At 68.6% G+C, this 24,313-nt stretch carries 25 protein-coding genes and 1 pseudogene; 13 read left to right on the forward strand and 13 right to left on the reverse strand.

The features are described 5' to 3' along the window. The first annotated feature begins 9 nt into the window (after positions 1-9). A complete protein-coding gene (locus WI26_RS16825; RefSeq protein WP_059540376.1) occupies positions 10-441 on the forward strand; it encodes a DUF3617 domain-containing protein in 432 nt (143 codons plus the stop codon). A gap of 326 nt (positions 442-767) precedes the next feature. Then, positions 768-1,088 carry a DUF1840 domain-containing protein gene (locus WI26_RS16830; protein WP_059540417.1) on the forward strand — a complete coding sequence of 107 codons (321 nt, stop codon included), beginning with the start codon at positions 768-770 and terminating at the stop codon, positions 1,086-1,088. Between the two features lie 111 nt (positions 1,089-1,199). Here WI26_RS16830 and WI26_RS32735 read toward each other — a convergent pair whose 3' ends face one another. Together WI26_RS32735 and WI26_RS16835 are read right to left on the reverse strand one after the other, a co-directional pair. Continuing rightward, positions 1,200-1,358 carry a hypothetical protein gene (locus tag WI26_RS32735; protein WP_167359250.1) on the reverse strand — a complete coding sequence of 53 codons (159 nt, stop codon included), beginning with the start codon at positions 1,356-1,358 and terminating at the stop codon, positions 1,200-1,202. 216 nt (positions 1,359-1,574) lie between these two features. After that, entirely contained in the window at positions 1,575-1,760 is a 186-nt protein-coding gene (locus WI26_RS16835; RefSeq protein WP_059466084.1) for a hypothetical protein, read from the reverse strand. A gap of 291 nt (positions 1,761-2,051) precedes the next feature. On the opposite strand from WI26_RS16835, the pseudogene WI26_RS16840 reads away from it, so the two are divergent. Both WI26_RS16840 and WI26_RS32740 read left to right on the forward strand, forming a co-directional pair. Beyond that, a pseudogene (locus WI26_RS16840) lies at positions 2,052-3,960 on the forward strand (DUF3857 domain-containing transglutaminase family protein). 60 nt (positions 3,961-4,020) lie between these two features. Next, on the forward strand, positions 4,021-4,188 hold the full coding sequence (locus WI26_RS32740; protein ID WP_167359251.1) for a hypothetical protein: 168 nt from the start codon (positions 4,021-4,023) through the stop codon (positions 4,186-4,188). 91 nt (positions 4,189-4,279) lie between these two features. Here the strand turns inward: WI26_RS32740 and WI26_RS16845 are convergent, their stop codons facing one another. Next, positions 4,280-5,314 carry an AraC family transcriptional regulator gene (locus tag WI26_RS16845; protein WP_069226584.1) on the reverse strand — a complete coding sequence of 345 codons (1,035 nt, stop codon included), beginning with the start codon at positions 5,312-5,314 and terminating at the stop codon, positions 4,280-4,282. A 70-nt stretch (positions 5,315-5,384) separates the two neighbouring features. On the opposite strand from WI26_RS16845, the gene WI26_RS16850 reads away from it, so the two are divergent. Beyond that, positions 5,385-6,596, forward strand: coding sequence for an MFS transporter (locus WI26_RS16850; protein WP_059466081.1), 1,212 nt, complete (start codon positions 5,385-5,387; stop codon positions 6,594-6,596). Positions 6,597-6,748: 152 nt separating this feature from the next. On the opposite strand, the gene WI26_RS16855 is transcribed toward WI26_RS16850, so the two are convergent. Genes WI26_RS16855 through WI26_RS33035 form a run of 3 tightly spaced genes read right to left on the reverse strand, consistent with a single transcriptional unit; the run spans position 6,749 to position 8,558 of the window. After that, positions 6,749-7,516: an isocitrate lyase/PEP mutase family protein gene (locus WI26_RS16855; RefSeq protein ID WP_060320089.1), complete on the reverse strand. Its 768-nt coding sequence runs from the start codon at positions 7,514-7,516 to the stop codon at positions 6,749-6,751. Beyond that, positions 7,503-7,931 (reverse strand): hypothetical protein, encoded by a 429-nt coding sequence (locus WI26_RS33030; protein WP_236849345.1) that lies wholly within the window; start codon positions 7,929-7,931, stop codon positions 7,503-7,505. The genes WI26_RS16855 and WI26_RS33030 overlap by 14 nt, the downstream gene beginning before the upstream one ends. 30 nt (positions 7,932-7,961) lie before the next feature. Next, the gene (locus WI26_RS33035; RefSeq protein WP_236849346.1) at positions 7,962-8,558 is read right to left on the reverse strand and encodes a saccharopine dehydrogenase NADP-binding domain-containing protein; all 597 of its coding nucleotides are present in this window, start codon (positions 8,556-8,558) and stop codon (positions 7,962-7,964) included. A 118-nt stretch (positions 8,559-8,676) separates the two neighbouring features. Between WI26_RS33035 and WI26_RS16865 the strand changes: the two genes are divergently transcribed. Then, the gene (locus WI26_RS16865; protein ID WP_069226585.1) at positions 8,677-9,270 is read left to right on the forward strand and encodes a TetR/AcrR family transcriptional regulator; all 594 of its coding nucleotides are present in this window, start codon (positions 8,677-8,679) and stop codon (positions 9,268-9,270) included. Positions 9,271-9,288: 18 nt separating this feature from the next. Here the strand turns inward: WI26_RS16865 and WI26_RS16870 are convergent, their stop codons facing one another. Next, entirely contained in the window at positions 9,289-9,756 is a 468-nt protein-coding gene (locus WI26_RS16870) for a MarR family winged helix-turn-helix transcriptional regulator (protein ID WP_059509478.1), read from the reverse strand. An 82-nt stretch (positions 9,757-9,838) separates the two neighbouring features. Between WI26_RS16870 and WI26_RS16875 the strand changes: the two genes are divergently transcribed. Both WI26_RS16875 and WI26_RS16880 read left to right on the forward strand, forming a co-directional pair. After that, positions 9,839-10,207 carry a YciI family protein gene (locus WI26_RS16875; protein WP_059466077.1) on the forward strand — a complete coding sequence of 123 codons (369 nt, stop codon included), beginning with the start codon at positions 9,839-9,841 and terminating at the stop codon, positions 10,205-10,207. 94 nt (positions 10,208-10,301) lie between these two features. Beyond that, entirely contained in the window at positions 10,302-10,919 is a 618-nt protein-coding gene (locus WI26_RS16880) for a glutathione S-transferase family protein (protein WP_069226586.1), read from the forward strand. 72 nt (positions 10,920-10,991) lie between these two features. On the opposite strand, the gene WI26_RS16885 is transcribed toward WI26_RS16880, so the two are convergent. Beyond that, entirely contained in the window at positions 10,992-11,714 is a 723-nt protein-coding gene (locus tag WI26_RS16885; protein ID WP_069227757.1) for an HAD family hydrolase, read from the reverse strand. Positions 11,715-11,848: 134 nt separating this feature from the next. Then, positions 11,849-12,763: an NAD(P)/FAD-dependent oxidoreductase gene (locus tag WI26_RS16890; protein WP_059466075.1), complete on the reverse strand. Its 915-nt coding sequence runs from the start codon at positions 12,761-12,763 to the stop codon at positions 11,849-11,851. 143 nt (positions 12,764-12,906) lie between these two features. Between WI26_RS16890 and WI26_RS16895 the strand changes: the two genes are divergently transcribed. The 4 genes from WI26_RS16895 (at position 12,907) to WI26_RS16910 (ending at position 18,763) form a co-directional block, all read left to right on the forward strand. Then, positions 12,907-13,347 (forward strand): Rrf2 family transcriptional regulator, encoded by a 441-nt coding sequence (locus WI26_RS16895; protein WP_059466074.1) that lies wholly within the window; start codon positions 12,907-12,909, stop codon positions 13,345-13,347. A 270-nt stretch (positions 13,348-13,617) separates the two neighbouring features. Further along, positions 13,618-14,172 carry a DUF2760 domain-containing protein gene (locus tag WI26_RS16900; RefSeq protein WP_069226587.1) on the forward strand — a complete coding sequence of 185 codons (555 nt, stop codon included), beginning with the start codon at positions 13,618-13,620 and terminating at the stop codon, positions 14,170-14,172. Further along, on the forward strand, positions 14,169-16,010 hold the full coding sequence (locus tag WI26_RS16905; protein WP_069226588.1) for an Hsp70 family protein: 1,842 nt from the start codon (positions 14,169-14,171) through the stop codon (positions 16,008-16,010). The genes WI26_RS16900 and WI26_RS16905 overlap by 4 nt, the downstream gene beginning before the upstream one ends. Before the next feature lie 5 nt (positions 16,011-16,015). Next, positions 16,016-18,763 carry an Hsp70 family protein gene (locus WI26_RS16910; protein WP_069226589.1) on the forward strand — a complete coding sequence of 916 codons (2,748 nt, stop codon included), beginning with the start codon at positions 16,016-16,018 and terminating at the stop codon, positions 18,761-18,763. Between the two features lie 153 nt (positions 18,764-18,916). Here WI26_RS16910 and ctlX read toward each other — a convergent pair whose 3' ends face one another. Together ctlX and WI26_RS16920 are read right to left on the reverse strand one after the other, a co-directional pair. Further along, positions 18,917-19,918, reverse strand: a complete 1,002-nt coding sequence (ctlX, locus tag WI26_RS16915; protein ID WP_069226590.1) for a citrulline utilization hydrolase CtlX — start codon at positions 19,916-19,918, stop codon at positions 18,917-18,919. A gap of 58 nt (positions 19,919-19,976) precedes the next feature. Next, complete coding sequence (locus WI26_RS16920) at positions 19,977-21,056, reverse strand: ornithine cyclodeaminase (protein ID WP_069226591.1); 1,080 nt, start codon at positions 21,054-21,056, stop codon at positions 19,977-19,979. 295 nt (positions 21,057-21,351) lie between these two features. On the opposite strand from WI26_RS16920, the gene WI26_RS16925 reads away from it, so the two are divergent. Beyond that, a complete protein-coding gene (locus WI26_RS16925; RefSeq protein WP_059449152.1) occupies positions 21,352-21,783 on the forward strand; it encodes an Lrp/AsnC family transcriptional regulator in 432 nt (143 codons plus the stop codon). Between the two features lie 226 nt (positions 21,784-22,009). Here WI26_RS16925 and WI26_RS16930 read toward each other — a convergent pair whose 3' ends face one another. After that, positions 22,010-23,431: a sensor histidine kinase gene (locus WI26_RS16930; protein WP_069226592.1), complete on the reverse strand. Its 1,422-nt coding sequence runs from the start codon at positions 23,429-23,431 to the stop codon at positions 22,010-22,012. Next, a complete protein-coding gene (locus WI26_RS16935) occupies positions 23,418-24,083 on the reverse strand; it encodes a response regulator transcription factor (protein ID WP_059466067.1) in 666 nt (221 codons plus the stop codon). Before WI26_RS16935 ends, WI26_RS16930 begins: the two co-directional genes overlap by 14 nt. Positions 24,084-24,313: the final 230 nt, after the last annotated feature.

Consider the following 24,313-nt stretch of genomic DNA (forward strand, 5'->3'; position numbering starts at 1 on the left):
CTCGACCCCATGAAAATGCTGGTTGCCGCCGGTCTTTCCGGCATTGCTTTCTCGACATTCGCGCAGACCGTCTCGCCGGGTATCTGGCACGACGAAGCCGCATACACGCTGAACGGCAAGCCGCTGCCGCAAGGCACTGACCCGGCGCCGGACCAGTGCCTGACCGATGCGGATGCGAAGAACCTGCGCAAGACGATGGCGTCGCGCCTGCAGCGCGACAACGTCAAATGCACGATTACGAACTGGAACTATGCAGGCACGACACTGAAGGTCGCGTTGACCTGCGCGAACGAACAGGGCCGCGGCAATGCGACCGTGACCGGCGACGTGACGTCGACGCGCTACGACCTGAAGGGGCAATTGCATGGTCAGCATGCGCAGGCTGGCGCGTATACGCTCGCCTGGACGTGGCGCGGCAAGCGCATCGGCGACTGTCACTGACGCGACGATGCGCGCCGCGCGCGTGCCGCACGGCGCGCGGCATCCCCGGCGCACACTGGCAGCTTTTGCGCCAAACGTGCCGTCATTCCCGGGCCTGATGCTTGAATGCATCATAATGTGACATAAAATAAAGGCAGGCAGTTGTCTGCGGCGGGTGCGCCGCAAACGCACTGCCGTACGATGCGCACATCGTGCCGGGCGAACCACCGGTTCAGAAGCTCGGCGCGACGACCGTGCACATCGGCATCGCCGCGCAGGCAGGGCTCGCCGCGACCGTCGGCGAATGACGGCGCGCGGTCCCGCGGCGACGACAACGGAGCATGGCGATGATGGTGACGTTTCGGTCGTCCGCCGCACCGGACATCGTGATGTTGAGCGATCTGGCGCAGTACCTGCTGGGAATTGCCGGCAAGGGGCTCGACGTGCGCGGCGTGATTTCCGCCGACGAATTGCCGGGTGCCATCGCGCGGCTCGAGCAGGCGATCAGGGACGACATGACGCGGGAAAGCGCGCACGAGCGCTCGACGCAGGCATTGCGCAGCGAGTTGCCGCCGCATGCGGGCGGGCTTGCGCAACGCGCGTGGCCGCTGCTGGACATGATGCGTGCGGCCTGCGAACAGGGGCGGCACGTGATGTGGGGCGTGTAGGCGCGCCACGTGCGCCGGCTGCCCGGGAACCGGACCTCCGCTGCAAGGCCGACGGCGTGGCGTCGCGAGACGCCATGCCGTCGGCCGATTTTTGTGCGCGGCGCTTGCCCCTTATGAATGGTGGTGCCTATGCGAGCGTGCCGAGCGCCGCGACGTGCGGTGCAGCAGCCGGTCGCGCGTGCTGTCGCGGCTGCGCCGTTCCGCGAAGAACAGCACCGCGAATACGAGGACCGCGAGCAGCAGGATGGTCGCGACGATACCGTTTTCCATGTCGCCTCCAACAGATTGGGGAACGATGGGCTCCGTGAGCCGGCGTCAGCCGACTGGCCCCCGGACCGGCCAACGCGCCCGCGCGAATCCCGCATTGATGCCAGGCCAGGCAGAGCGCGAACTCCATGATCCCTCCGTCACGCGTGCCGGCCCGTTCCGACCCCGCGCCGGAGGTGCGTGGCGGGGAGGGGGAACGAGCGAGGGGCCAAGCCGCGCTTACGTGAGCATCGGCATCGCCTCGATCAATGCGATCCCGAGCAGTGCGCCGATCGCGGCGCCGACCAGCTTCGGATGCCAACGCTCGAGATGCAGCGATGTGAGCAGTGCACCGATCAGGATCACGCCCAGCAGCGCAAACGCGATCACGAGATAACCGATTTCGAAATCGTTGTTGATCAGCATGATGTCTCCTTCCCCATGCCGGCGTGTCGAATTCGACGGACTCGTCATTCGTTTCGGCGACGTCGCATGCATCGTTACCTGTCCGAATTATATGTCACGACGTGATGTAAATGGCGATCTCGCGAAGCCGATCCGTGAAAGTGTGACGGACCGCTCGAGCCGCGCCGGCGGCCCGCAGCGGCTTGACGCTCGCGGGCGCGTCACCCACACTGGACTGAACGACAGGGCGTGGCGCGCGCATGCGTGTCCGTTGCGCCCCGACATGAACACGAACGCGCGGAGAGCTTCGACGTGGTGCGTTTTCCGTTCCGATCGACGGGCAGGCTGCCGGGCCGTGCCGCCGCGCTGGCGGTTGCCGCCGCCGTCGTCGCGCTGGTATTCGTGCGTCCCGCTTTCGCGGACACGGGCGACGAAGCGCCCGTCACGCTCGTCAGCGATGTCCATGTGTTCGTGATCCAGCACGACGGTTCGCTCGACGAGCACGACGATTCGACACTGCGAGCGAACAACGCGAACGGCATCGACCCCGTCGCGCAGCGCTACGTGTGGTTCGACAAGAACCTGGAGAAGGTCGACCTGCTCGCGGCCGAGACGATCGATCGCGACGGCGTCGCGCATCCGGTCGGCCCTGACGGCATCCGCGACGTCCAGGAGCCGCGCTCGGCCGGCGCGCCGACGTTCCAGGACGGGTTGCTGCGCACCGTCGTGTTTCCGGGCGTCGAGGCCGGGTCGAGCACGCGCATTGCGTTCCGCAAGTCGCGCACGAGGCCCGTCAACGTCGGGTATTTCGGCTACTACGTCGAACCGTCGCGCGAGCCGGTGGAGAACCAGCGGCTGATCTTCGACGTGCCGGCCGACATGACGCTGCACGCGGACGCGCGGCTACGTCGCACTGCCGCCGGTGACCGCGAACGGCCGCACGCGCTACGAATTCGATTACCGGCACGGCCCGTACGAGCGCATCGAGAGCGGCGCGGTCGGCTACCCGACCTACGGCGACCGGCTCGTGGTATCCACGCTGCCCGACTATGCGGCGTTCGCCGCGCGCTACCGCGACGCGGCCGTCGACCCGGGCGTGAACGATCCGGCCGTCGTGCAACTCGCACGCGCGCTCACCGCCGACGCCGCCGATCCGCACGACAAGGCGCGCATCCTGTACGACTGGGTGCAGGCGAACGTGCGCTACGTCGCGCTCTTTCTCGGCGAGACGGCCGCCGCGCCGCATCGCGTGACCGACATCCTGCGCAATCGCTACGGCGACTGCAAGGACCACGTCGCGCTGTTCGGCGCGTTGCTCGCGGCCGTCGGCATCCGCAGCGAACCGGTGCTGATCAATCTCGGCTCCGTGTACACGCTGCCGTCGGTGCCGGGTTACGGCGGCGGCGCGATCAATCACGCGATCACATGGCTGCCCGATTTCGGCTTCTACGCCGACACCACGACGGCCGGCATCGCGTTCGGCTACCTGCCGCCGATCGTGATGGATCGGCCGGCGCTGCTCGTCGACTCCGGCGTGCTGTCGCGCACGCCCGCCATGCAGCCGAAACACCGCACCGCGCGCGTGGCGATCGATGCCTCGCGACCGGGCGCCGCGCCGTTCCACGCGCTCGTCGAGGACGACGGCTGGACCGCCGAGCTCGAACGCACGCTGTTTCGCCGTGCGGCGCCCGACCGCATCCGGCAGCTCGCGAACGAACGCCTGCGGCAAAGCGGGTTGCGCGGTCGCGCACGGATCACGACGAGCGATCGCCGTGCGACGGGCGGCCCGTTCGACGTGACGTATGCCGGTACGCTCGATCACTTCGTGTGGCCGGACGGCACGACTGCCGTGCCCGTGCTGTCGAGCCTCACGGGCGGCATCGCGACGCAGGTGGAAGGCTGGCTGGCCGAACCCGTGCGCACGCAGCCGTGGACGTGCGTCGGCGGTACGTTCGAGGAGACCGGCCAGATCGCGCTGCCGCCCGACGTCGCGGTGACCGACCTGCCGGCCGATGCGGCCGTGCACGACCGCTTCGTCGACTTCGCGTCGCATTACGTATTCGATGCGGCCACGCGGATCGTGCAGGTCACGCGGCGGATGAAGGCGGAATTCGGCCGTCAGGTCTGCACGCCCGACGAGTTCACGGCGCTGCGTGCGTCGCTCGAACGCATCGAGCGCGACACGCAGGCGCAGATCGTCGTGCGCGCGAAAGGGCATTGAGCGGCCAGGGGAAAGTGAGCGCGTCGCCCGCCATCGGCGCGGCGCGCAAGGAGGAACATCATGACGGAACGGGACAACGAGATCGCCGATCTCTCGAAAGATTTGCTGGGCCGGATCGTGCAGGGCACCGTCGCAAACGGTGCGCCGGTGGACGCAGAGCAGTGCGCGGCGCTGGCCGTGCAGTGCGCGACCGCGCTGGTCGACAAGCTCGACGCGCGCAGCGGCTGAACGCAGTCGTCACGGGCGACGGCGGATCGATTGATGCCGGTGCGATTCGGAAGGCATTCGCCCGGCCCCGCGCTGCGCGAGGCGTTGTACGTCACACGTCGGCGTGCGTGTCGCCTTCGGCACGCACCGCCCCCGGCGGCCTGCCGACCACGCGCTTGAACGCGCGGCTGAATGCGGCGAGCGACCCGTAGCCGAGCCGGTACGCGACGGCTTCGATCGTCTCGCCCTCGCGCGCGATCCACTGCGCGGCGAGCCGCATCCGCAGCTCGGTCAGGTAACGCACCGGCGTCATCCCGGTGGCCGCGAGAAAGCGCTCGGCAAACACCGAGCGCGATACGCCCGCTTCGTCCGCGAGATCCGCGACGCTCCAGTTGCGCCCCGGATCGCGATGCAGCGCGACGATCGCGCGGCCGAGCTTCGGCTCGCGCAGTGCCTGTACCCAGCCCGTCGCGTCGCCGCATCCGCATTCGACCCAGCCGCGCACGATGAACGCGGCGACCACGTCCGCGAGCCGAGCGAGGATGCCCGCGAAGCCCGCGCGCTCGGAGCACGATTCGCGCTCCATCGCGTCGAGCATCGGGCGGATTTCCGGGTAGCGCGCGAGCAGCGTGCCGACATGCATGAATTCCGGCATCGTTCCGACGAGCGGCTGCATGCCGCCTAGATCGAGTTCCATGCACGCGCTGAAGATCAGCGCATCGCCGGCGGCCGGCTCCGTCGCGGCGCACGACGTCGCGCCCACCGCGGCGACCGTGTCGCAGATCTTCGCGGCCTCGAATCCGCCGATCTCGCGGCACGGCGCATCCGGATCGGACACCAGCGCGTGCATGCGGCCGTGCGGCAACAGGATCGCGTCGCCGGCCTCGAGCCGCATCGTCGTGCCGTCCGCGTCGCGCAGCAGCACGGGCCCGCGCCCGACGAAATGAAACTGCGCGCGGCCCGGCGCATGGCCGAAACTCAGCCCGAACGGCCGCGGCACCTGGATGCGGCGGTATTGCACGCCGCTCAGGCGCATCCCCAGCAGCAGCTCGCTGACGAGGTCGTGCACGTCGGGGACGGGAGGGAGCAGGGGTTCGGACATCGCGAAATTCGGACGATCGATCAACAAGAACGGATTGTATGTCATAGACCGTCCTGCTGTCGTTCCTTACGATACGCCCTCATCAGTATTTTCCCTATACGACTCGGAACGACGCATGAATCCCGGAATCTCCTCTGCCGCCACCACGGCGGCCCCCCGCGAGCCGGCCTGGGGCGCCGTCTTCGCGATGACGCTCGGCGTGTTCGGTCTCGTCACCGCCGAATTCCTGCCCGCGAGCCTGCTCACGCCGATGGCCGACAGCCTCGGCGTGACCGAAGGCGTGGCTGGCCAGGCCGTCACGGCCACCGCGACGGTCGCGCTCGTCACGAGCCTGTTGATCTCGGCGCTGACGCGCACGATCGACCGCCGGCGCGTGCTGCTCGCGTTCTCGGTGCTGCTGGTCGTGTCCAATCTCGCGGTCGCGTTCGCGCCCAACCTGACGACGCTGCTGATCGGCCGCGTCGTGCTCGGCGTCGCGCTCGGCGGCTTCTGGACGATGGCGACCGCCACCGCGATGCGGCTCGTGCCGACCGCGATGGTGCCGCGCGCGCTGTCGATCATCTTCAGCGGCGTGGCGGTCGCGACGATCGCGTCCGCGCCGATGGGCAGTTATTTCGGGCACCTGATCGGCTGGCGCAACGTGTTCCTGATCGCGGCCGGACTCGGCGGTCTCGCGTTCGCGTCGCAGGTGATGACGCTGCCGTCGATGCCGCCTAGCGGCACGACGCGACTGCGCACGCTCGTCGACGTGCTGCGCCGGCCGACCGTCGGCCTCGGGATGTTCGCGACGATCCTCGTGTTCACCGGGCATTTCGCGTTCTTCACGTATCTGCGGCCGTTCCTCGAACAGGTTGCCGGTGTCGGCGTGAACGGGCTGTCGGCGATCCTGCTCGGCTACGGGATCGCGAACTTCGTCGGCACGTCGCTCGCGGGCCGCGTGCTCGAGCACCGGCTGCGGCCGATGCTGATCGGGATGCCCGCGCTGATGGTCGTGCTCGGCGTCGCGCTCGTCGCCCTCGGCCGCGCACCGATGATCGACGCGGTGCTCGTCGCGTTGTGGGGAATGGCGTTCGGCGGCGTGCCGGTCGCATGGTCGACATGGGTCACGCGCACCGTGCCCGATGAAGCCGAGAGCGCGGGCGGGTTGATCGTCGCGGCGATCCAGCTCGCGATCGCGACGGGCGCGGCGGCGGGCGGCGTCGTGTTCGACGCGAACGGCGCAGGCGGCGTGTTCCTCGGCGCGGCCGTGGTGCTGGCCGTGGCGGTCGCGACGATCGTGACCGGCGTGCCGAAGCGGGTGGGCGTGGCGCCGGCGCTCGCCGAGTGACGTGCACGCGGGCCGCTCGACGCGCGCGGTGAGCGCGCTCCGGTGCGGTCCGTCGGTCGGGAATCCAGCGCATCTGGATGAAGTGATCGGCGCGGGCACGCTGCACCTTGCAGCGTGCCCGCAGTTTGCTTCATGCGACATTCAGCGGCCGATCAGCCGCCCTGCCTGACCACTGCCGCAAGCGCCTTCATCGCCTGCAGGTAAGGGTACGGCCCGTGACTGATGCGCGCGACGCCGTACGACGCGAGTTCGGCCAGTGTCGGCGTTTCCGCCACACGCATGATGTTCACCGGCAGCGGCGACGCCGCCGTCAGCGCGCGAATCAGCGCCGGCGACCGCAGCCCCGGCACGAAGAGCCCGTCGGCGCCGGCTTCCGCGTACGCACGCGCGCGAGTCAGCACGTCGTCGAGCAAACGTTCGTCGTGTGTGTCGGCCGCGGCCTTGAAGAACACGTCGGTGCGCGCGTTGATGAAGTAGCCGGTCTGGGCGCGGTCGGCCGCCTGCCGTGCCGCCGCGAGGCGCGCCGCCGCGGCGTCGACGGCGCGCAGTTCGCCCGTCGCCGGAAAGCTGTCCTCGAGATTGCAGCCGATCGCGCCGGCCTCGATGCTGCGCGCGATCGTGTCGGCGACATCCTCCAGCCGCTCGCCATACCCGCTTTCGAGATCGACGGTGACGGGCAGGTCGGTCGCCTGCGCGATCCGCGCGAGCACTTCCATCGCGAGCGCTTTCGGAATCTGCTCGCCGTCGACGAAACCGTTGGCCACCGCGACCGACCAGCTGCCGGTCGCCAGCGCGACGCCGCCCGCGTCGGCCACCGTGCGCGCGCTGCCGGCGTCCCACACGTTGAACAGCGCGAGCGGCTGGCCCGCGCGGTGAAGCGAACGGAAATACGCGGCTTTCTCGTCGTTATTGCGGCTCATGCTCGTTCCTCCGGTTGAAATTCCGATCGGTGATCGTGTCGAACGATACGGCGACCGTGTCGAGCGCCGCGAGAAAATCGCGTGCGTCGAACAGTTCGCCGAGGCTGCGTACGCCGCCCGGCGTCGGCGTCCCGCCGCGCAGCAGGCGGCGCGCCGCCTCGACGACGATCGGCGCGCTGACCGCATAGATGTCGCGTCCCGACGCGGTCGCGCGATGCGGGGTGCCGTTCTGCACGGCGACCACGTCCATCGCGAATTGCTGCGCCGAGCGGCCGAGCGCGTCGGCCGGTTGCGGCGGCGGCGTGCCGGCATCGCGCACGTCGCGCAGCGCGCGCGTCGCGAGCCAGGACTCGATCGTATCGATGCGCAGATGACGCGCGAGTGTCATCACTTCCGAAAACGGCAGCAGCGTCACGTCGATGTCGCCGAGCGGCGCCGGGAACGACTACCTGCGTTCGCGCGGCGTCGACGGCACCTCGGTCGGCTTGCCGTCCTTCCGGATCAACCGGATCGCATGATTGCGCGCGCCGGTCACGCGCGTGCCGCGCGTCGGATGCCAGCTGTCGAGGCCGGTTGCGACATCGACGCGCTCGATCGGCTCACGTGGGTCGACGACCGCCGTGACGAGCAGATCGGCCAGGCCGCCGTAGAACGCGGCGGCCGGCACGAGCGTCACGCCGGCGGCGCGTGCCTGGGCATCGCGCTGGTCGGTCAGCGCCTGGACCGACGGCTGCTCGGCCGTCAGGTCGAGGTACGGAATGCCGGCCCGCAACGCCGCGTCGGCGAGCGGCAGCGCGGTATCGAGGTACGGGCCCGCGCAGTTGATCACCGCATGCGCGCCGCGCAATGCGGCGTCGAGCGCGGCCGGATCGTCGACCGACGCGACGCGCCACGGCGCCGCGTCGTGGCCGCCTTGCGCGAGTCGCGCGGCATCGCGCCCGATGCGGATCGCGCCAAGGCCGCGCCGTTCCAGTTCGGCCACGACGAACCGCCCCGTGTGACCCGTGGCGCCATACACTGCAACCGTCATTCGATCGTCCATGATCAACTCCGATACAGAACGGTCTGTTTTATAGTACAGACCTGTAGCGTCGTCAACTTCCCGGTGCTATCATCGGATGCACTTTCGCGGGACAGGCGGCCTCGGCGGCCGGGCTTGGATGAAAAAGGGAACGGACACGAACGGGCGCGCGCCCGATACGCGCGAACGCATTCTGCAAACGGCGAGCGCGCTGTTCTACCAGGAAGGAACGCGGGCGGTCGGCGTGGACCTGATCGTCGCGCAGGCGGGCGTCGCGAAGACGAGCCTGTATCGACACTTCGCGACGAAGGACGACCTGATCGAGGCGTTCCTGCTGCGTGAGGACGCGGATTTCTGGGCGCACTGGGACGCGGTGGCCGCGCAGTACCGGCGCACGCCGCGCGAGGAACTGGATGCGCAACTGCGGTGGATCGGCGAGCGCATCGAGCGCCCCGGCTATCGCGGCTGTCCGCAGATCAATATCGCCGCCGAGTACGCGGACGGCAATCATCCGGCCCGCAAGGTGGCCGTCGCGCACAAACAGGAATTGCGGCGCCGGCTGACGGAGCTGGCCAGCGCGATGCGGATCGACGAACCGGAAACCTACGCGCTGCGCCTCGCGACCGTCATCGACGGCGCGCTCAGCAGCGGGCAGGCGTTGCACGCGCACGGGCCCGTGCGCTTTCTGCAGGAGTTCGCGCAACTGCTGATGCCGACGAAGGGGCGCAAGTGAAGCGCATGGCGCGCCACGTCAGCCGCGCGTAACCGGATCCTCCGACAGCGCGCGCAACTGCCCGCGCAGCACATCGACTTCGCCCGCTGCGAACGGCCGCTCAATTTCGGCGTGCGTCTGCTGCCACAGCGGGAACGCTTCGGCGAGCAACCGATGGCCGGCCGGCGTGAGTTCGAGCAGGCGGCTGCGCTTGTCGTCCGGATCCTGCGTGATCGTGAGCAGCCCGCGCCGCTCGAGCGGCTTGAGCGCGGCGGTCAGCGTGGTGCGGTCCATCGCGAGCAACGACGCGACCGATTTCATCGCGGCCGGCTGCGGGCGGTTCAGCGACATCAACAGCGAAAACTGGCCGTTGGTGAGATCGAGCGGACGCAGCACATCGTCGAAGATGCGCGCGAGATTGCGCGCCGCGCGCTGCATGTGCAGGCACAGGCAGCAATCGCGCACCATCAGCGTCGTTTCGAAGGGGAGCATTTCTTTGCGTGCCATGTTGCAATTGTGTTGATATCAACCTATTGTGTCAAGGGCGAGGAGCGGCAGCCCGTCGTTCCCGCCATCGGACGGAGGAAGCATGAGTGCGCAACAGCAGTTGTATCTCGCGGTATTCCTCGGCAGCAAGGATAGCCCGGGGATGAAGGCATGGATGGCGCTCCCGGAAGACGAGCGGCGTGCGCGGGAGCGCGAGGGGATCGCCGCATGGCATGCGTGGGTGGAGCGGCATCGCGACGCGGTCGTCGAGCTCGGCGGGCCGCTCGGCAAGACCAAGACCATCGACAAGGGTGGCGTGACGGACACCGCCAATGCGATGAGCGGCTTCACCGTCGTGCGCGCCGCTTCGCACGATGCGGCCGCCGCGCTGTTCGAAGGCCATCCGCATTTCACGCTGTTCCCGGGCGACGCGATCGACGTGATGCCGGTGCTCGCGGTGCCGGGCATGTGAGCGGCGACAGGCGCTGCGTGCGCGGCCGTCGCGGCCGATGGCCCGTCGCCCGTGCGCGGCGATTTTTCCCGACATTATCGATGGAGACATTGCGATGAAGCTTTACGGATTCGCCGGCACGCGCTCGCAACGCGCGCTCTGGGGGCTCAAGGAACTGGACGCGGATTTCGAGTTCGTGTCGGTCAACCTGCTCGAGGGCGAGCACAAGCGGCCCGAATTCCTGCGCCTCAATCCGGCCGGCAAGGTGCCCGTGCTCGTGGACGGCGACCTCGTGATTCCCGAGTCGGCCGCGATCGTGCTGTATCTCGCGGACAAGTACCCGGAGAAGGCGCTGCTGCCCGTCGATCCGGCGCTGCGCGCGCAGGCCTATCGGTGGGTGATGTTCGCGGTGACGGAGCTCGAGCAGCCGCTGTGGCGGATTACGCGCCATTCGTTCATCTATCCGCCGGAAAAGCGCTCGCCAGCCGATATCGAGCTGGCCCGCGAGGATTTCGCGACGATGGCCGCGATCCTCGACACGCATCTCGAAGGACGCGAATTCATCGTCGGCGATTCGTTGACGGTGGCCGATTGCGTGACGGTCTACCTGATCGACTGGGCGAGCGAATGCCACCTGATCGAACCGTTCCCGCAATTGCGCGCGTATCTCGAGCGGCTTTATGCGCGGCCGAAGGCGCCGCAGCGGATCGCGGACGCGCGCAAGGCGGCGTGACGCGGCGGTCGATCGTGCCGACGGGGACGATCGACCTCGGCCGCGCGATCCAGCGGCCTGGCCGGCTTCCGGTTACGACGCTTCGACGGGGCCGCCGAGCGCACGACACAGCACCGACAGGTCGCTAACGGTCAGATGCGGGGACGGAGCACGCTGCGCCGCGTGCTCCGCTTCCGTGTCCTGGCGGCGCACGACCCACGCCGCCTGCAGCCCCGCATTCAATGCGCCGACGATATCGAGGTGAAAGTCGTCGCCGACGTGGAGCAGTTCCGCCGCAGGCACGCCGAGCGTCGCGGCAGCCGCGTGAAAGATTTCCGGCTCCGGTTTCGCGAACCCGAACGCACGCGCGCTGAGCGTTTCACGGAAGAACTCGCCGCCGCCGGTCAGCCCAAGATCCGCATTGCCGTTCGTCACCGCGATCAGCGGAAATCGCGCGCTCAACCACGCGAGCGCCGGCAACACGTCGTCGAAGAACTCGACCTGGTTTCGTGCGGAATAGAACACGTCGTATGCGCGGTCGGTCAGCGTGACGTCTTCGTTCGCGCGTTCGAGCGCAAGCCGGATCGATCCGATGCGCAATGCGCGGTAGTCACCGACGAGGTCCGGGCGCAAGCGCTCGTATTCGTCGCGCAGCTGGCTCAGTGCCTGCGATGCGGGCAGTACGCTCGCGGTATTGGGCGCATGCGCGATCAGCCACGCATGCAGCGACGCCTCGGCCCGTTCGACGGAAGGGCCGAACGGCCACAGCGTGTCATCGAGATCGAACGAGATGGCGGAAACTTTGGACAGATGCATGGCGATGGAAGATATCACGCCGTCGTCGTTCAGCGCGCGACAGGCCGGATGCGACGCGCCGATCGCGCACGCTGCGCGCGGCATGAAGAAGGCCGCGTGCCGCATCGTCGATCAAGGCGGACGCCCCGCACGCATCACGCGTCGAGCCCGAAAATCAACGACCGATGCGCGCCCACGCCGGCCGCGACGCCGGACGCCGACGCGAACGTCGCATTCGTCATCAGGCTCGACGCATCGCCGGCCGCGAACACGCCGGGAACGCTCGTCTGCTTCCACGTATCGACGCGAATCGCCGTACCCAGCGGCCCGTCGTCGAATGCACAGCCGAGCTGTCGGGCGAGATCGCTCGCCATCTCAGTGCGCGCGCCGATGAACAGCGCATCGATCGGCACGGCCTGCCCGTCGGCGAGCCGCAGCGCGTCGATGTGCGGCGCTTCGCCGAGGATGTCGACGACGGGCGACCGCTCGATACGCACGCCGCGCTTGGCGAGCAGCGCGGCTTCCTCCTCGTTCGCCTCGACTACGCCCTGCGTGAACCACGTCGTCGGTCCCCAGTCCGGAATCAGGATCGCCTGATGCACGGAGAGCGGATGCGTGGCCAGCACGCCGAGTCGACGGCCCGATACCTCGTAGCCATGGCAATACGGGCAATGCAGCACGCTGACGCCCCAGCGTTGCGCGAGACCCGGCAGTGCGGGCAGTTCGTCGCGGATGCCGGTCGCGAGGATTAGCCGCTCGGCGCTTGCGCGGCTGCCGTCCGCCAGTGTCACGTGAAAGCGGCCATTCGCATCGCGCTCGGCAGTGCGCGCGTCGCCGGCGATCCGCTGCACGGTCGGATAGGCAGCGAGCTGCGCGGCGGCTTCCGCGACGATCTGCGCAGGCGGCTTGCCGTCCTGCCCGAAGAATCCGTGTGCATGTTCGGCAAAACGATTACGCGGCTGCCCGGCATCGATCACGAGCACGCGGCGCCGCGCGCGTGCCAGCTGCATCGCGGCCGATAGCCCCGCAAAGCTGCCGCCGATCACGATCACTTCATGATGATTCTGCATGTGTTCACTCCTTTCCCGAATCCGCATCAAGCGAAGAACGTGCTTCGACGGTCACTCACTCATGAAACACGAGAAGTTGCATGATAGGTCGATGGTATCATTCATGCAACTTCAAGAGTTTCGAGAGTGGAGGCCAACCGTCCGTGAGAACCGATAGCCGTTTGTCGCGCATGCTTCATGCGCTGATTCACATGGACCAGGCCGACGGCCCGCTGACGTCGGAGGCGATCGCGGCGATGCTGGGCACGAATCCGGTCGTCGTGCGGCGTTTGCTCGGCGGGCTGCGCGACTGCGGTTATGTGCAGTCGGAGAAAGGGCACGGCGGCGGCTGGGCGCTCAGCGTCGCGCTCGACGACATCACGTTGCTCGACGTCTATCGCGCGGTGGGCGAGCCGCCGGTGTTTTCCGATCTGGTGGCCGAGGATGCACCCGAATGCCTGGTCGAACAGGCGGTCAATGCGCATCTGTCGGCCACGCTGAAGGAGGCCGAGGCGGTGCTGCTTGCGCGCTTCGGCGAGGTCACGCTCGGCATGCTGTCACGCGATTTCGAGACGAAGGCGGCGCGCCGCCGCAAGCCGCGCTGACGCGCCGCAACATCTCGGCCGTCGCCCGACCGTCACCCGATAGCCGGCAGTCCGACGCAATCCGGCGCGGCGCGAAACCCGCGCGCCGCCGTGTTCTGTCCCCCAACTTCTGCCCGGTTCGCTCGCCACAGGGCAAAATACGGGTTTTCCGCACCCGAGAGGGCGCGCCCGAATCACGCGCCGGGCGGCGGCAGTGCGCAATCGCACGCCGCCGCCCGGCGCCCAGGCAAGTTGCTCGCCGTGTCGCGAGCCCACAGGAGTCCAGACCCCATGCCCGAATCCAACCTGTCCTTCTTCGGCCGGCTGTCGCTGGCCGTCGGCACGTTCTTCTCCGTGATCGGCAACCGCGAGTTCGCGGCCGGCGTGCTGCGCGTGCGCGATGGCGCCCCGGCCCCGGCGCCTGCGCCTGCGCCCGTGAAGGCTCCGGCCCCCGAGCTGCGCGAAGCGAGCCCGCAAGCCGCGCTGCAACTGCTCGGCCTGCTGCAGCGCGATGCGCGCTTCATCGACTTCGTCGAGGAAGACATCGCCGGCTATGCGGACGCCGACATCGGCGCCGCCGCACGCCTCGTGCACGACGGCTGCCGCGCTGCGCTACGCGAGCATTTCACGATCGTGCCGGTGCGCGATGAAGCCGAAGGCAGCCGCGTGACGCTGCCGGCCGGCTTCGACGCGACGGCCGTGCGCGTAACGGGCAACGTGGTCGGCGCGGCGCCGTTCACGGGTACGGTCAGCCATCGCGGCTGGCGCGTGGCCGACGTGCGCCTGCCGAAGCTGACGGGCAGCCACGACGCATCGGTGATCGCACCGGCGGAGGTGGAACTGTGAGCGATCCGCGCTATTCGATCGGTATCGACCTTGGTACGACCCATTGCGCGCTGTCGTACGTCGACAGCGCCGCGAGCGACGGCGAAAAAATTACGCAGCAGGTGCTGCCGATCGCGCAGCTGACCGCGCCCGGTGCGCTGGAATCGCGCGACCTGCTGCCGTCGTTCCTCTATCTCCCGCATGAAAGCGAGCTGACGCAGGGCGACCTGACGCTGCCGTGGACCGCCACGCGCACCTTCGCGGTCGGCGAAATGGCGCGCACGCGCGGCGCGGGCACGCCGATCCGCCTCGTGTCGAGCGCGAAGAGCTGGCTGTGCCACCCGGGCGTCGACCGCCGTGCGGCGATTCTGCCGAGCGATGCGCCGCCGGAAGTGTCGCGCGTGTCGCCGCTGGAAAGCTCGATCCGCTATCTGACGCACCTGCGCGAAGCGTGGGACCACGCACATCCGGACGCGCCGTTCGCCGATCAGGACGTGACGGTCACGATCCCCGCATCGTTCGACCCGGCCGCGCGCGAACTGACGGCGGAAGCCGCGCGTGCCGCCGGCTATTCGCGGATGACGCTGCTCGAGGAGCCGCAGGCCGCGCTCTACAGCTGGATCCAGAAAAGCGAAGGCGGCTGGCGCAAGCAGGTGCAGGTCGGCGACCTGATCCTGTGCGTTGACGTCGGCGGCGGCACGACCGACCTGTCGCTGATCGCGGTGGTCGAGCGCGACGGCAATCTCGAACTGCATCGCGTGGCGGTCGGCGAGCACATCCTGCTCGGCGGCGACAACATGGATCTCGCGCTCGCGCACGTGGTCGCGCGCAAGCTCGCGCAGCAGGGCACGCAGGCCGATCCGTGGCAACTGCGCGCGCTGACCTACGCGTGCCGCGCGGCGAAGGAAACGCTGCTGTCCGACCCGACGACCGATGCGGTGCCGCTCGTCGTGCCGAGCCGCGGCTCGAAGCTGATCGGCGGCTCGATCCGCACGGAGCTGACGCGCGCGGAACTCACGCAGACGATCCTCGAAGGCTTTTTCCCGCAGGTCGACGCGGCGGCGCGTCCGGTGAGCCGTGCGCGCGTCGGCCTGACGCAGCTCGGCCTGCCGTATGCGCAGGACGCGGGCATCACGCGCCATCTCGCGGCGTTCCTCGGCCGCCAGGTCGCGGCGCTCGATACGCTCGACGGCGTGCAGCGCACGCTGCCGCAAGGCGCGACGTTCCTCCATCCGACGGCGGTTCTGTTCAACGGCGGCGTGTTCAAGTCGACGTTGCTCACGCAGCGCGTGCTCGACACGCTCAACGGCTGGCTGGCCGCCGAAGGCGCATCGCCCGCGCGCCTGCTCGAAGGCGCGGACCTCGATCTGGCGGTCGCGCGCGGCGCGGCTTATTACGGTTACGTGAAGCGCGGCCGCGGCGTGCGCATTCGCGGCGGCACGGCGCGCGCGTACTACGTCGCGATCGAATCGGCGATGCCCGCCGTGCCGGGGCTGGAGCCGCCGGTGCAGGCGCTCTGCGTCGCGCCCTTCGGGATGGAGGAAGGCACGGATGCGGCGCTGCCGCCGCAGGAGTTCGGCCTCGTCGTCGGCGAACCGGTGCAGTTCCGCTTCTTCGGGTCGTCGGTGCGCCGTCAGGATCAGGTCGGCACGCTGCTCGACTACTGGTCGCCCGAAGAGCTGCAGGAGCTCGAGGAAATCCAGGCGACGCTGCCCGCCGAAGGGCGCACGGTCGGCGAGGTCGTGCCGGTGAAGCTGCATGCGTGCGTGACCGAAGTCGGCACGCTCGAGCTCGAGGCGATCCCGAGCGGCACGAACGAGCGCTGGAAAGTCGAGTTCGACGTGCGCGGCGCCGCCTGAGCGCGATGAAGCGCTATACGGTAGGCATCGACCTCGGCACAAGCAACACGGTCGTCGCATACGTCGAGGCCGGCTCCGACGCGATCCGCGTGTTCGACGTCGAGCAGCTGGTTGGCCCCGGCGCGGTGGCCTCGCAGCCGCTGCTGCCGTCGGTGCGCTATCACCCGGCGGCGGGCGAACTGCCGCCGGACGCGCTGCGCCTGCCGTGGACGCATGACACGACCCGCGCGGCCGCGGCCGATGCGCCGCCGGCCGTGATCGGTCGTTATGCGCGCACGCTCGGCGCGCAGGTGCCGGGGCGGCTCGTCATCAGCGCGAAGAGCTGGCTGTCGCACGCATCGGTCGACCGGCTCGCGGCGATCCTGCCGTGGGGCGCGGCCGAGGGCGTCGACAAGGTGTCGCCGGTCGACGCGAGCGCGAGCTATCTCGCGCACGTGCGTGCCGCGTGGGACGCACGCTTTCCCGATGCGCCGCTCGCGAAGCAGGACGTCATTCTGACGGTGCCGGCGTCGTTCGACGACGGCGCGCGCGCATTGACGGTCGAGGCCGCCAGACGCGCGAAACTGCCGGCGTTGCGGTTGCTGGAAGAGCCGCAGGCCGCGTTCTACGACTGGTTGTACGGCCAGCGCGCGACGTTGCGCGACACGTTTGCCGCCGCGCGCCGCGTGCTGATCTGCGATGTCGGCGGCGGCACGACCGATCTCACGCTCGTCGACGTCGCGCCGGGCGAAGGCGGCGAACCGGCCTTCACGCGCGTCGGCGTCGGCAATCACCTGATGCTCGGCGGCGACAACATGGACCTCGCGCTTGCGCGCCTGCTCGAGCCGCGGTTGACCGAGCCCGGTACGCGGCTGTCCGCCGCGAGCCTGTCGCAGCTCGTCGAACGCTGCCGCGCGGCCAAGGAGCGGCTGCTCGGCGACGACGCGCCGGCGTCCGTCGCCGTGACGCTGCTCGGCGCGGGCAGCAAGCTCGTCGGCGGCGCGCGCTCGGCCGAGCTGACGCGGCAGGAGGTCGAGCAGATCGTCGTCGACGGCTTCTTTCCGCAGGTCGAGGCCGGCGAGCTGCCGCGCCGTGCGCGGGCCGCGATCGTCGAATTCGGCTTGCCGTATGCGAGCGACCCGGCCGTCACGCGCCACGTCGCCGCGTTCCTGAATCGCCATGCGGAAGGCCCGCTGCCCGACACGCTGCTGCTCAACGGCGGCGTGTTTCGCGCCGGCGCGCTTGCCGGCCGTCTCGCGCAGACGCTCGGCGCGTGGCGCGGCGCACCGCTTAACGTGCTGCACAACGCGCATCCGGATGTGGCGGTCGCGCGCGGCGCGGTGGCCTACGGGCTGGCGCGGGCGGGGCATGCACCGCGCATCGGCGGCGGCTCCGCGCGCAGTTATTTCCTCGTGCTCGACGATGGCGACGGTGACGCGGCCCCGCGCGGCGTCTGCCTGTTGCCGCGCGGTTCGGAAGAGGGCCGCGAGATCCGGCTCGAGGAGCGCACGTTCGCGCTTCAGCTCGGGCAGCCCGTGCGTTTCCACCTCGTATCGACGGTAGCCGACACGGCATACCGGCCCGGCGATCTCGTCGAACTGGACGGCGGAGATTTCGTGCGGTTACCGCCGATCGCGACGGTCGTCGACCGGCAAGCCGGCGGCGATGCGCGCGAAACGCCGGTGAAGCTCACCGCGTCGCTGACCGAAGTCGGCACGCTCGAAATGCACTGCATCGCGACCGACGACGCGGCGCGGCGCTGGCGGCTCGAATTCCAGTTGCGCGGCGATGCGCCCGCGCAGGGCGACGACACCGCGCTCGCGCGCCATCCGCGTCTCGATCACGCGATCGAGTTGATCGACCGTTCGTTCGGCAGCAAGGCCGCGAACGTCACGCCGAAGGACACGCGACGGTTGCGTGCGCAACTTGAACAGGTGCTCGGCCCGCGCGACGAGTGGGACGTCGCGCTCGCGCGCGAACTGTTCGACGCGTTGCTCGCGCGGGCGCGTCGCCGCCGGCGCTCGGCCGATCACGAGCGCGCGTGGCTGAACCTCGCCGGCTATTGCTTGCGCCCGGGCTTCGGCCATCCGCTCGATGCGTGGCGCATCGAGCAGCTGTGGCCGCTGTTCGACGACGGGATTCAGTACGTGAACGACGCGCAGGTGTGGTCCGAATGGTGGACGCTGTGGCGGCGCGTGGCCGGCGGCCTCGACGACGACGCGCAGACGCAGGTGCGCGATGCCATCGCGTTCCTCGAACCATCCGATGACAAGCGCCGCAAGCTGCCGTTCGATCCGGCCAAGGTCGGCCCGGCCGATATGACGCGCTTGTCCGCGTCGCTCGAACGATTGCCGGTCGAGCGCAAGGTGGAACTGGCCGAGCGTTTGATCGTGCAATTGCAGAAGCCGGCCGAACGCACGCTGTGCGCGTGGGCGCTCGGGCGGATCGGCGCGCGGCGGCCGTTCTACGGGAGCGCGCACAGTGTCGTGCCGGCCGACGTCGCGAACCGCTGGCTCGACGCGTTGTTCGCGCTGGACTGGAAGCAGGTCGAACCCGCGGCATTCGCGGTTGCGCAAATCGCGCGGATGACGGGCGACCGCGAACGCGATTTGCCGGATGAAACGCGCGAGGCGGTGATCAAACGCCTGTCTTCCGCGAATGTGTCGGCCGCGTGGATCGACATGGTGCGCGAGGCGATCGCGTTCGACGAAGCCGACACGGCACGCGTGTTCGGCGAAACGCTGCCGGCCGGGTTGAAGCTGCTGGCGGGGTGAGTGGCGCTGCGGGCTCCGGTATCGTTCGGATGCCGGAGCATTCTGCAGCATTGCCGATTCGGGCTGACGCTTGCCGGTTCAATCGCCTTCAAATAAAGAACGGTTGTCGTTGCATCGCATCGGCAACCGTTCTGCGCTTTGCATGCCTGGCGGTCAGATTTGCGACATCGTCTCGCGTGGCAATGCGGCCGATTCCACGGCGGTCGCATCCCGCGCGGTTGTCCGCCGCGCGAGATAAATCCCCGCGAGCATGCAGCGCACCGAGCCGCCGGCCAGTTCGATCGTCGGCACGTCGAGCGGCAGCAGCCGCGCGCTGCGTTCGATCGTCGCGCGCTGGTCGCCGGTGAGGCAGTCGAACGCGCGCCGCGACAGCGCGAGCACGCGTCCGTTCGTGCCCGACAGTTCCAGCGTATTGCCCGCGAAATTCGCGATCTGCGCGTGATCGAGCGCGATCACCGTGCGGCCCGTTTCGGCCAGGCGTTGCACGATTTCGCCACGGCGCCGGCGATCGGCGATCAGGTCGAGACCCACCATCGCGAAGTCCGTTGCGACGCTCATCATCACGTTCGTGTGATAGATCGGTTTCCCGTTCGCGTCGGCCGTGTCGAAGCAGATCGGCTCGAAGTTGAAGTTCGTACAGAAGCGTTCGAGCGCAATCGGATCGGCGCGGCGCGAACGCGCGGTGTATGCGATCCGCGCGACGTGGTCGAGCACCATCGCGCCGGTGCCTTCCAGGAACACGTCGTCGTATTCGAGCCCCGAGTAGTCGATCACGTCCTGTACGCGGTATTCCGCTTTCAGCATCTCCACGATGTCCGCGCGCCGCTCACGGCGGCGGTTCGGGCTATACATCGGAAACAGTGCGATGTGCCCGCCCGGATGCGTCGAGAACCAGTTGTTCGGGAACACCGAGTCGGGCGTGTCGCGCTCGCCGTGATCGTCGAACACGTGCACGCGCACGCCTGCGTCGGCGAGCGTGCGCGCTGCGGCCGTGACTTCATCGCGTGCGGCGGCCGACACCGACGCGGTGCCGTTCGCGTCGGCGGCGGGCGTGCGCTGGAAGGCGTTGTCGGCCGCGGTCTGCGGATTCGGCAGGAAGCGGTGCGGCCGGATCATCACGACGGCGGCCGGCGCCTGGATCGATACGAGATTCATGAGCGGTAACGGCGAGAGGCGGAGAGCAGGGCGGCGTGCACGCCGCCCGGGATGACGATCAGCGCGCGAACGCGGCGACGGCTTCGGTCACGAAGGCCGCGTGACCCTGCGCGACCGCGGCCGGATCGTCGATCAGCGCGAACAGGTTCTTCGGATCGACGGCCGGCGGAATCAGCGCGATCTCGACGCCTGCGTTGTGCTGCTGCGCGAGCGCGTACAGGTAGCGCAGCGCCGAGTAGTCCTCGAGCGCGAAGCCGACCGAATCGAACACGGTGACTTCGTCCGCGTGTTCACGGCCGGCCGCCTCGCCCTGCAGCACACGCCACAGTTCGGTCACCGGGAAGTCGGCCGGCATCTGCTGGATTTCGCCCTCGATGCGCGACTGCGGCTCGAATTCGACGAACACGCGGCCCGCGCTCAGCACGTCCGCTTCAAGCTCGGTCTTGCCCGGGCAGTCGCCGCCGACCGCGTTCAGGTGCATGCCGGGCTCGATCATGTCCGCCGTGACGATCGTCGCGTACGCCTTGTCGGCGGTGACGGTCGTCACGATGTCGGCGCCGCGCACGGCGTCGGCGGTCGATGCGGCGCGTACGACGTGCAATTCAGGGTACGCGGCAAGGTTCTTCACGAGCTTGTCGGTCGCGTGGCGGTCGACGTCGAACACGCGGATTTCGTCGATGCCGAGCAGCGTGTGGAACGCGATGGCCTGGAATTCGCTCTGCGCGCCGTTGCCGATCAGCGCCATCGTGCGCGAGTCGGGGCGGGCGAGGGCCTGCGCGGCGAGCACTGACGTCGCGGCCGTGCGCAGCGCGGTGGTCAACGTGAGTTCGGCGAGCAGCAGCGGGTAGCCGGTGTCGACTTCGGCAAGCGCCCCGAACGCCATCACCGTGTGCATGCCGCGCGCGGCGTTGACGGGATGGCCGTTCACGTACTTGAACGCGAACAGCGATGCGTTTGCAACGGGCATCAACTCGATCACGCCGTCGCGCGAGTGGCAGGCGACGCGCGGTGACTTGTCGAAGTCGGCCCACTGCATGTAATCGGCGCGCAGCGTGTCGACGAGCTCACGCAGGAACGGCGTGACGCCAGTCCTGGCGATCAGTCGGGCGGTGGCGGGAACGTCGAGGAAGCGGGTCATCGGTCTGTCTCCAATTTTTGCCGGTACGGGTGTCCAGGCGTCCTGGCCGACCGGGGCGGGCGCGACGGCCTGGGCCCCGGCTCCATCAAAAGCGGCGTCGCGGCGTGTGCGGCCGGTCGATGGAGTCATTATTTCCGTGAGTCGAGCCAACAAAAAGACGGCAAAAGTGGCAGATTTATCGATAGACTTCGCAAATTGCTGGTCATATCCGGCAGTTTGTACAAGCCATGGTGGTCGAAATGCGCGCCGTCCGGCACGCTGGCGGCCGTCTCACGTTCAACAGGAAGGTCCGTTCATGATTACGCTCGACGACGTCGACCGGCAGCTCATCGCGCTGCTGCGCGACAACGCGCGGATGCCCGTCGTCACGCTCGCGAAGGAATTGCGCGTCGCGCGCGCGACCGTGCAGAACCGGCTGACGCGGCTGGAGAAGAACGGCGTGATCGTCGGTTATACGGTGCGGCTCAAGCCGGCGGCCGAGCGACACCGGATTCGCGCGCTGATGTCGATCGCGGTGCAGGGCAATCGCGGCGCGGAAGTAGTGAAGGTGCTGCGCGGGCATCCGAACGTCGCGTCGATCCACAGTACCAACGGGCGCTGGGATCTGGTCGCCGAGCTGCATGCCGATTCGCTCGAGCATTTCGATCGCGTGCTCGGCGCGATCCGCCTGATCGACGGGATCGCGAATACGGAAACGAGCATCTTGTTGTCGACGCACAAGGCGTAGTCATCCAGTTGCGTCGGTTTTGCCGAAGGCGCGATGCTGCGGATGTCGGGAAACACGCCAGCGTCGGAACGTTGTGGCGGCCGTTCCGCGACTGCCAGTATGGCCAGTTGGATCTGCTGGTGGCGCGACGTGCGCAGCGCAATGCCGATGATGACCGCGACAGCGACGACCGAGCGTCTGTCGCCATGTGGCGTTCGATTGCTCGCGCGTCAGATCATACGGTTCCCTAAGCTTCGCTTGCGCGCTTCGTCGCCGCTTGCGGAAACGTCAGCACCACCGCGAACCCGCCCGCATCGGGAAACGCGAACCCGATACGTCCGCCGTGCGCCTTCATCACTTCCTGCACGATCGCGAGCCCGAGCCCCGATCCGGTTCGACGCTCGCTGCCGTCCGGCGCAATCCGGACGAACGGCTGCAGCGCCGCGTCCCAATGCTCGCGTGGAATCCCTTGCCCGTTGTCGGTGACGGTCAGCGTCACCGCTCGATCCGCGTTGCCCGCGCTGGCGACCGACACGACGATGTCGTCCGCATGCCCATGCAGCAGCGCGTTGTGCAGCACGTTCGACAACGCCTCCTGCAGACTGATCGCATCGCCGTCGATCCATGCATGCGGTGCGTCGCTCGCGAATGCGACCGCCACATCGCGCGCGTCCGCGAGCGGAATCGTGCGGCCGAGCACGTCCTTCGCGAGCGCGACGAGGTCGACGGGTTGCAGCGGCACGACCTCGGTGCGATGAATCACCATGGCATGATTGAGCAGCTGCCCCGTGAGGCGGCCGACATCCGAGCAGGTCGCGCGCAACGCATCGAGCCGCGCCGCATGACGCGCGGGATCGACTTCCCCGTCGAGCAATTCGATCTGTGCGTCGAGGCGCGCGAGCGGCGTGCGCATCTGGTGCGCGGCGTCGGCAATGAAGCGCTGCATCGCGTTGATCCGCTCGGCGAGGCGGCGCATCAGTCCGTTGATCGAACCGATGATCGCGTCGATCTCGCTCGGCGTGTCGACGGCCACCGGCCGCAGATCGGCCGGATCGCGCGCGGCAATGATCGTGCCAATCTGAGCGAGCGGGCGCAGCCCGCGCCGGATCGCCAGGCCGCTCGCACCGATCGCGAGCACGCTCATCAGCAGGATCAGCGTCCACACCTTGATGCTCATGTCGTTCGTCAGCTGCTGCCGCGCATTGATTGTCTGCGCAACGGTGACGAGCGCCCAGCCTGGCGTGCTTTCCTCGGGCATGTAGCGTGCGATGGTGGCGGTGCGGATCCGGTGCCCCTGGTAGACGGCGTTCGCGAACGCAGGCCCTTGTTTCGCGGCGGCGAGCGTCGCGGGGCTCGCGAGATCGTTGTAGCCGGCCACGACGACACCGCGCGAATCGACGACCTTGTAGTACACGAGGTCGTAGCGCGACAGCGTCGACAGCGCGGCGACGGGCGGGTTCAGCGCAAGCACGCCGCCCTGCACGTACAGGTTCTCCGCGACCTGGATCGATGCGCCGGCGAGCAACTGGTCGTACGCGCGCTCGGCCGCGACGCCCGCGTAGTAGCGCGCAATCGCGGCAAGCGCGAGCGCGCCGGTCGCGACGACGAGCGCGATGAAAAGCAGCGTGCGCCCGAACAGCGTCTTCGGGAACCAGTCAATGCGCGGCAATCTGATACCCCATTCCGCGCGCGGTGCGAATCTCGACCGAGCTGCCCTGCAGCTTCTTGCGCACGCGCGTCACGTATTGCTCGACCGCGTTCGCGGTCGGCTCGTTGCCGAAGCTGAAAAGCTGGTTCAGCAGTTCGTCCTTGGAGAAGATCCGCTGCGGTCGGCTCGCGAGAATCTCGAGCAGCGCGAATTCCTGGCGCGACAGCGACAGCGGCTGGCCGTCGAGTTCGGCGAGACGGCTGCTGCGGTCGATCACGAGGCCGCCGAGCGTCAGCACGTCGTTCGCGTGGCCGCTGTTGCGGCGCAGCAGCGCCTGCACGCGTGCATCGAGCTCGCGGTAGTCGAACGGTTTCACGAGATAGTCGTCGGCGCCGAGGCCCAGGCCGCTCACGCGGTCGTCGATCGCGGAGCGCGCGGTGACGAGCAGCACCGGCGTCGTGCTGCCCGATGCGCGCAGGTTGCGCAGCACCGAGAAGCCGTCGAGGCCGGGCAGATTCGCATCGAGCACGACGAGATCGAAACGCTCGACGCGCAGCAAGCCGTTCGCGATCGAGCCGTCGGTTTCGAGATCGACCGCATGGCCGAGCCGCACGAGGCGGCTGTGGATCGCCGCGCCGATTTCGGCATCGTCCTCCACGACGAGAATGCGCATGGTGCCGTTTGCAGGTAGATGAGTTAGGGGTTTCCCCGGGGGCGGGATGTCAGCATTTTCTCAGACTCGCTCGATAACCTGTGTTCAGCCGGCACGAGCGATGACGGCATTAATACCAGAGGAGACGGCAACATGCAGCATGTCACGGGCACGACGAAGGCGCGACCGAATGCACGGCGAAGCCTGACGCGGGCTGCGGCATCGTCGCTTGCCGCCGGCCGCACGAGGGC

This window comes from Burkholderia diffusa, assembly GCF_001718315.1.
In the GTDB taxonomy this organism is placed as follows: domain Bacteria; phylum Pseudomonadota; class Gammaproteobacteria; order Burkholderiales; family Burkholderiaceae; genus Burkholderia; species Burkholderia diffusa_B.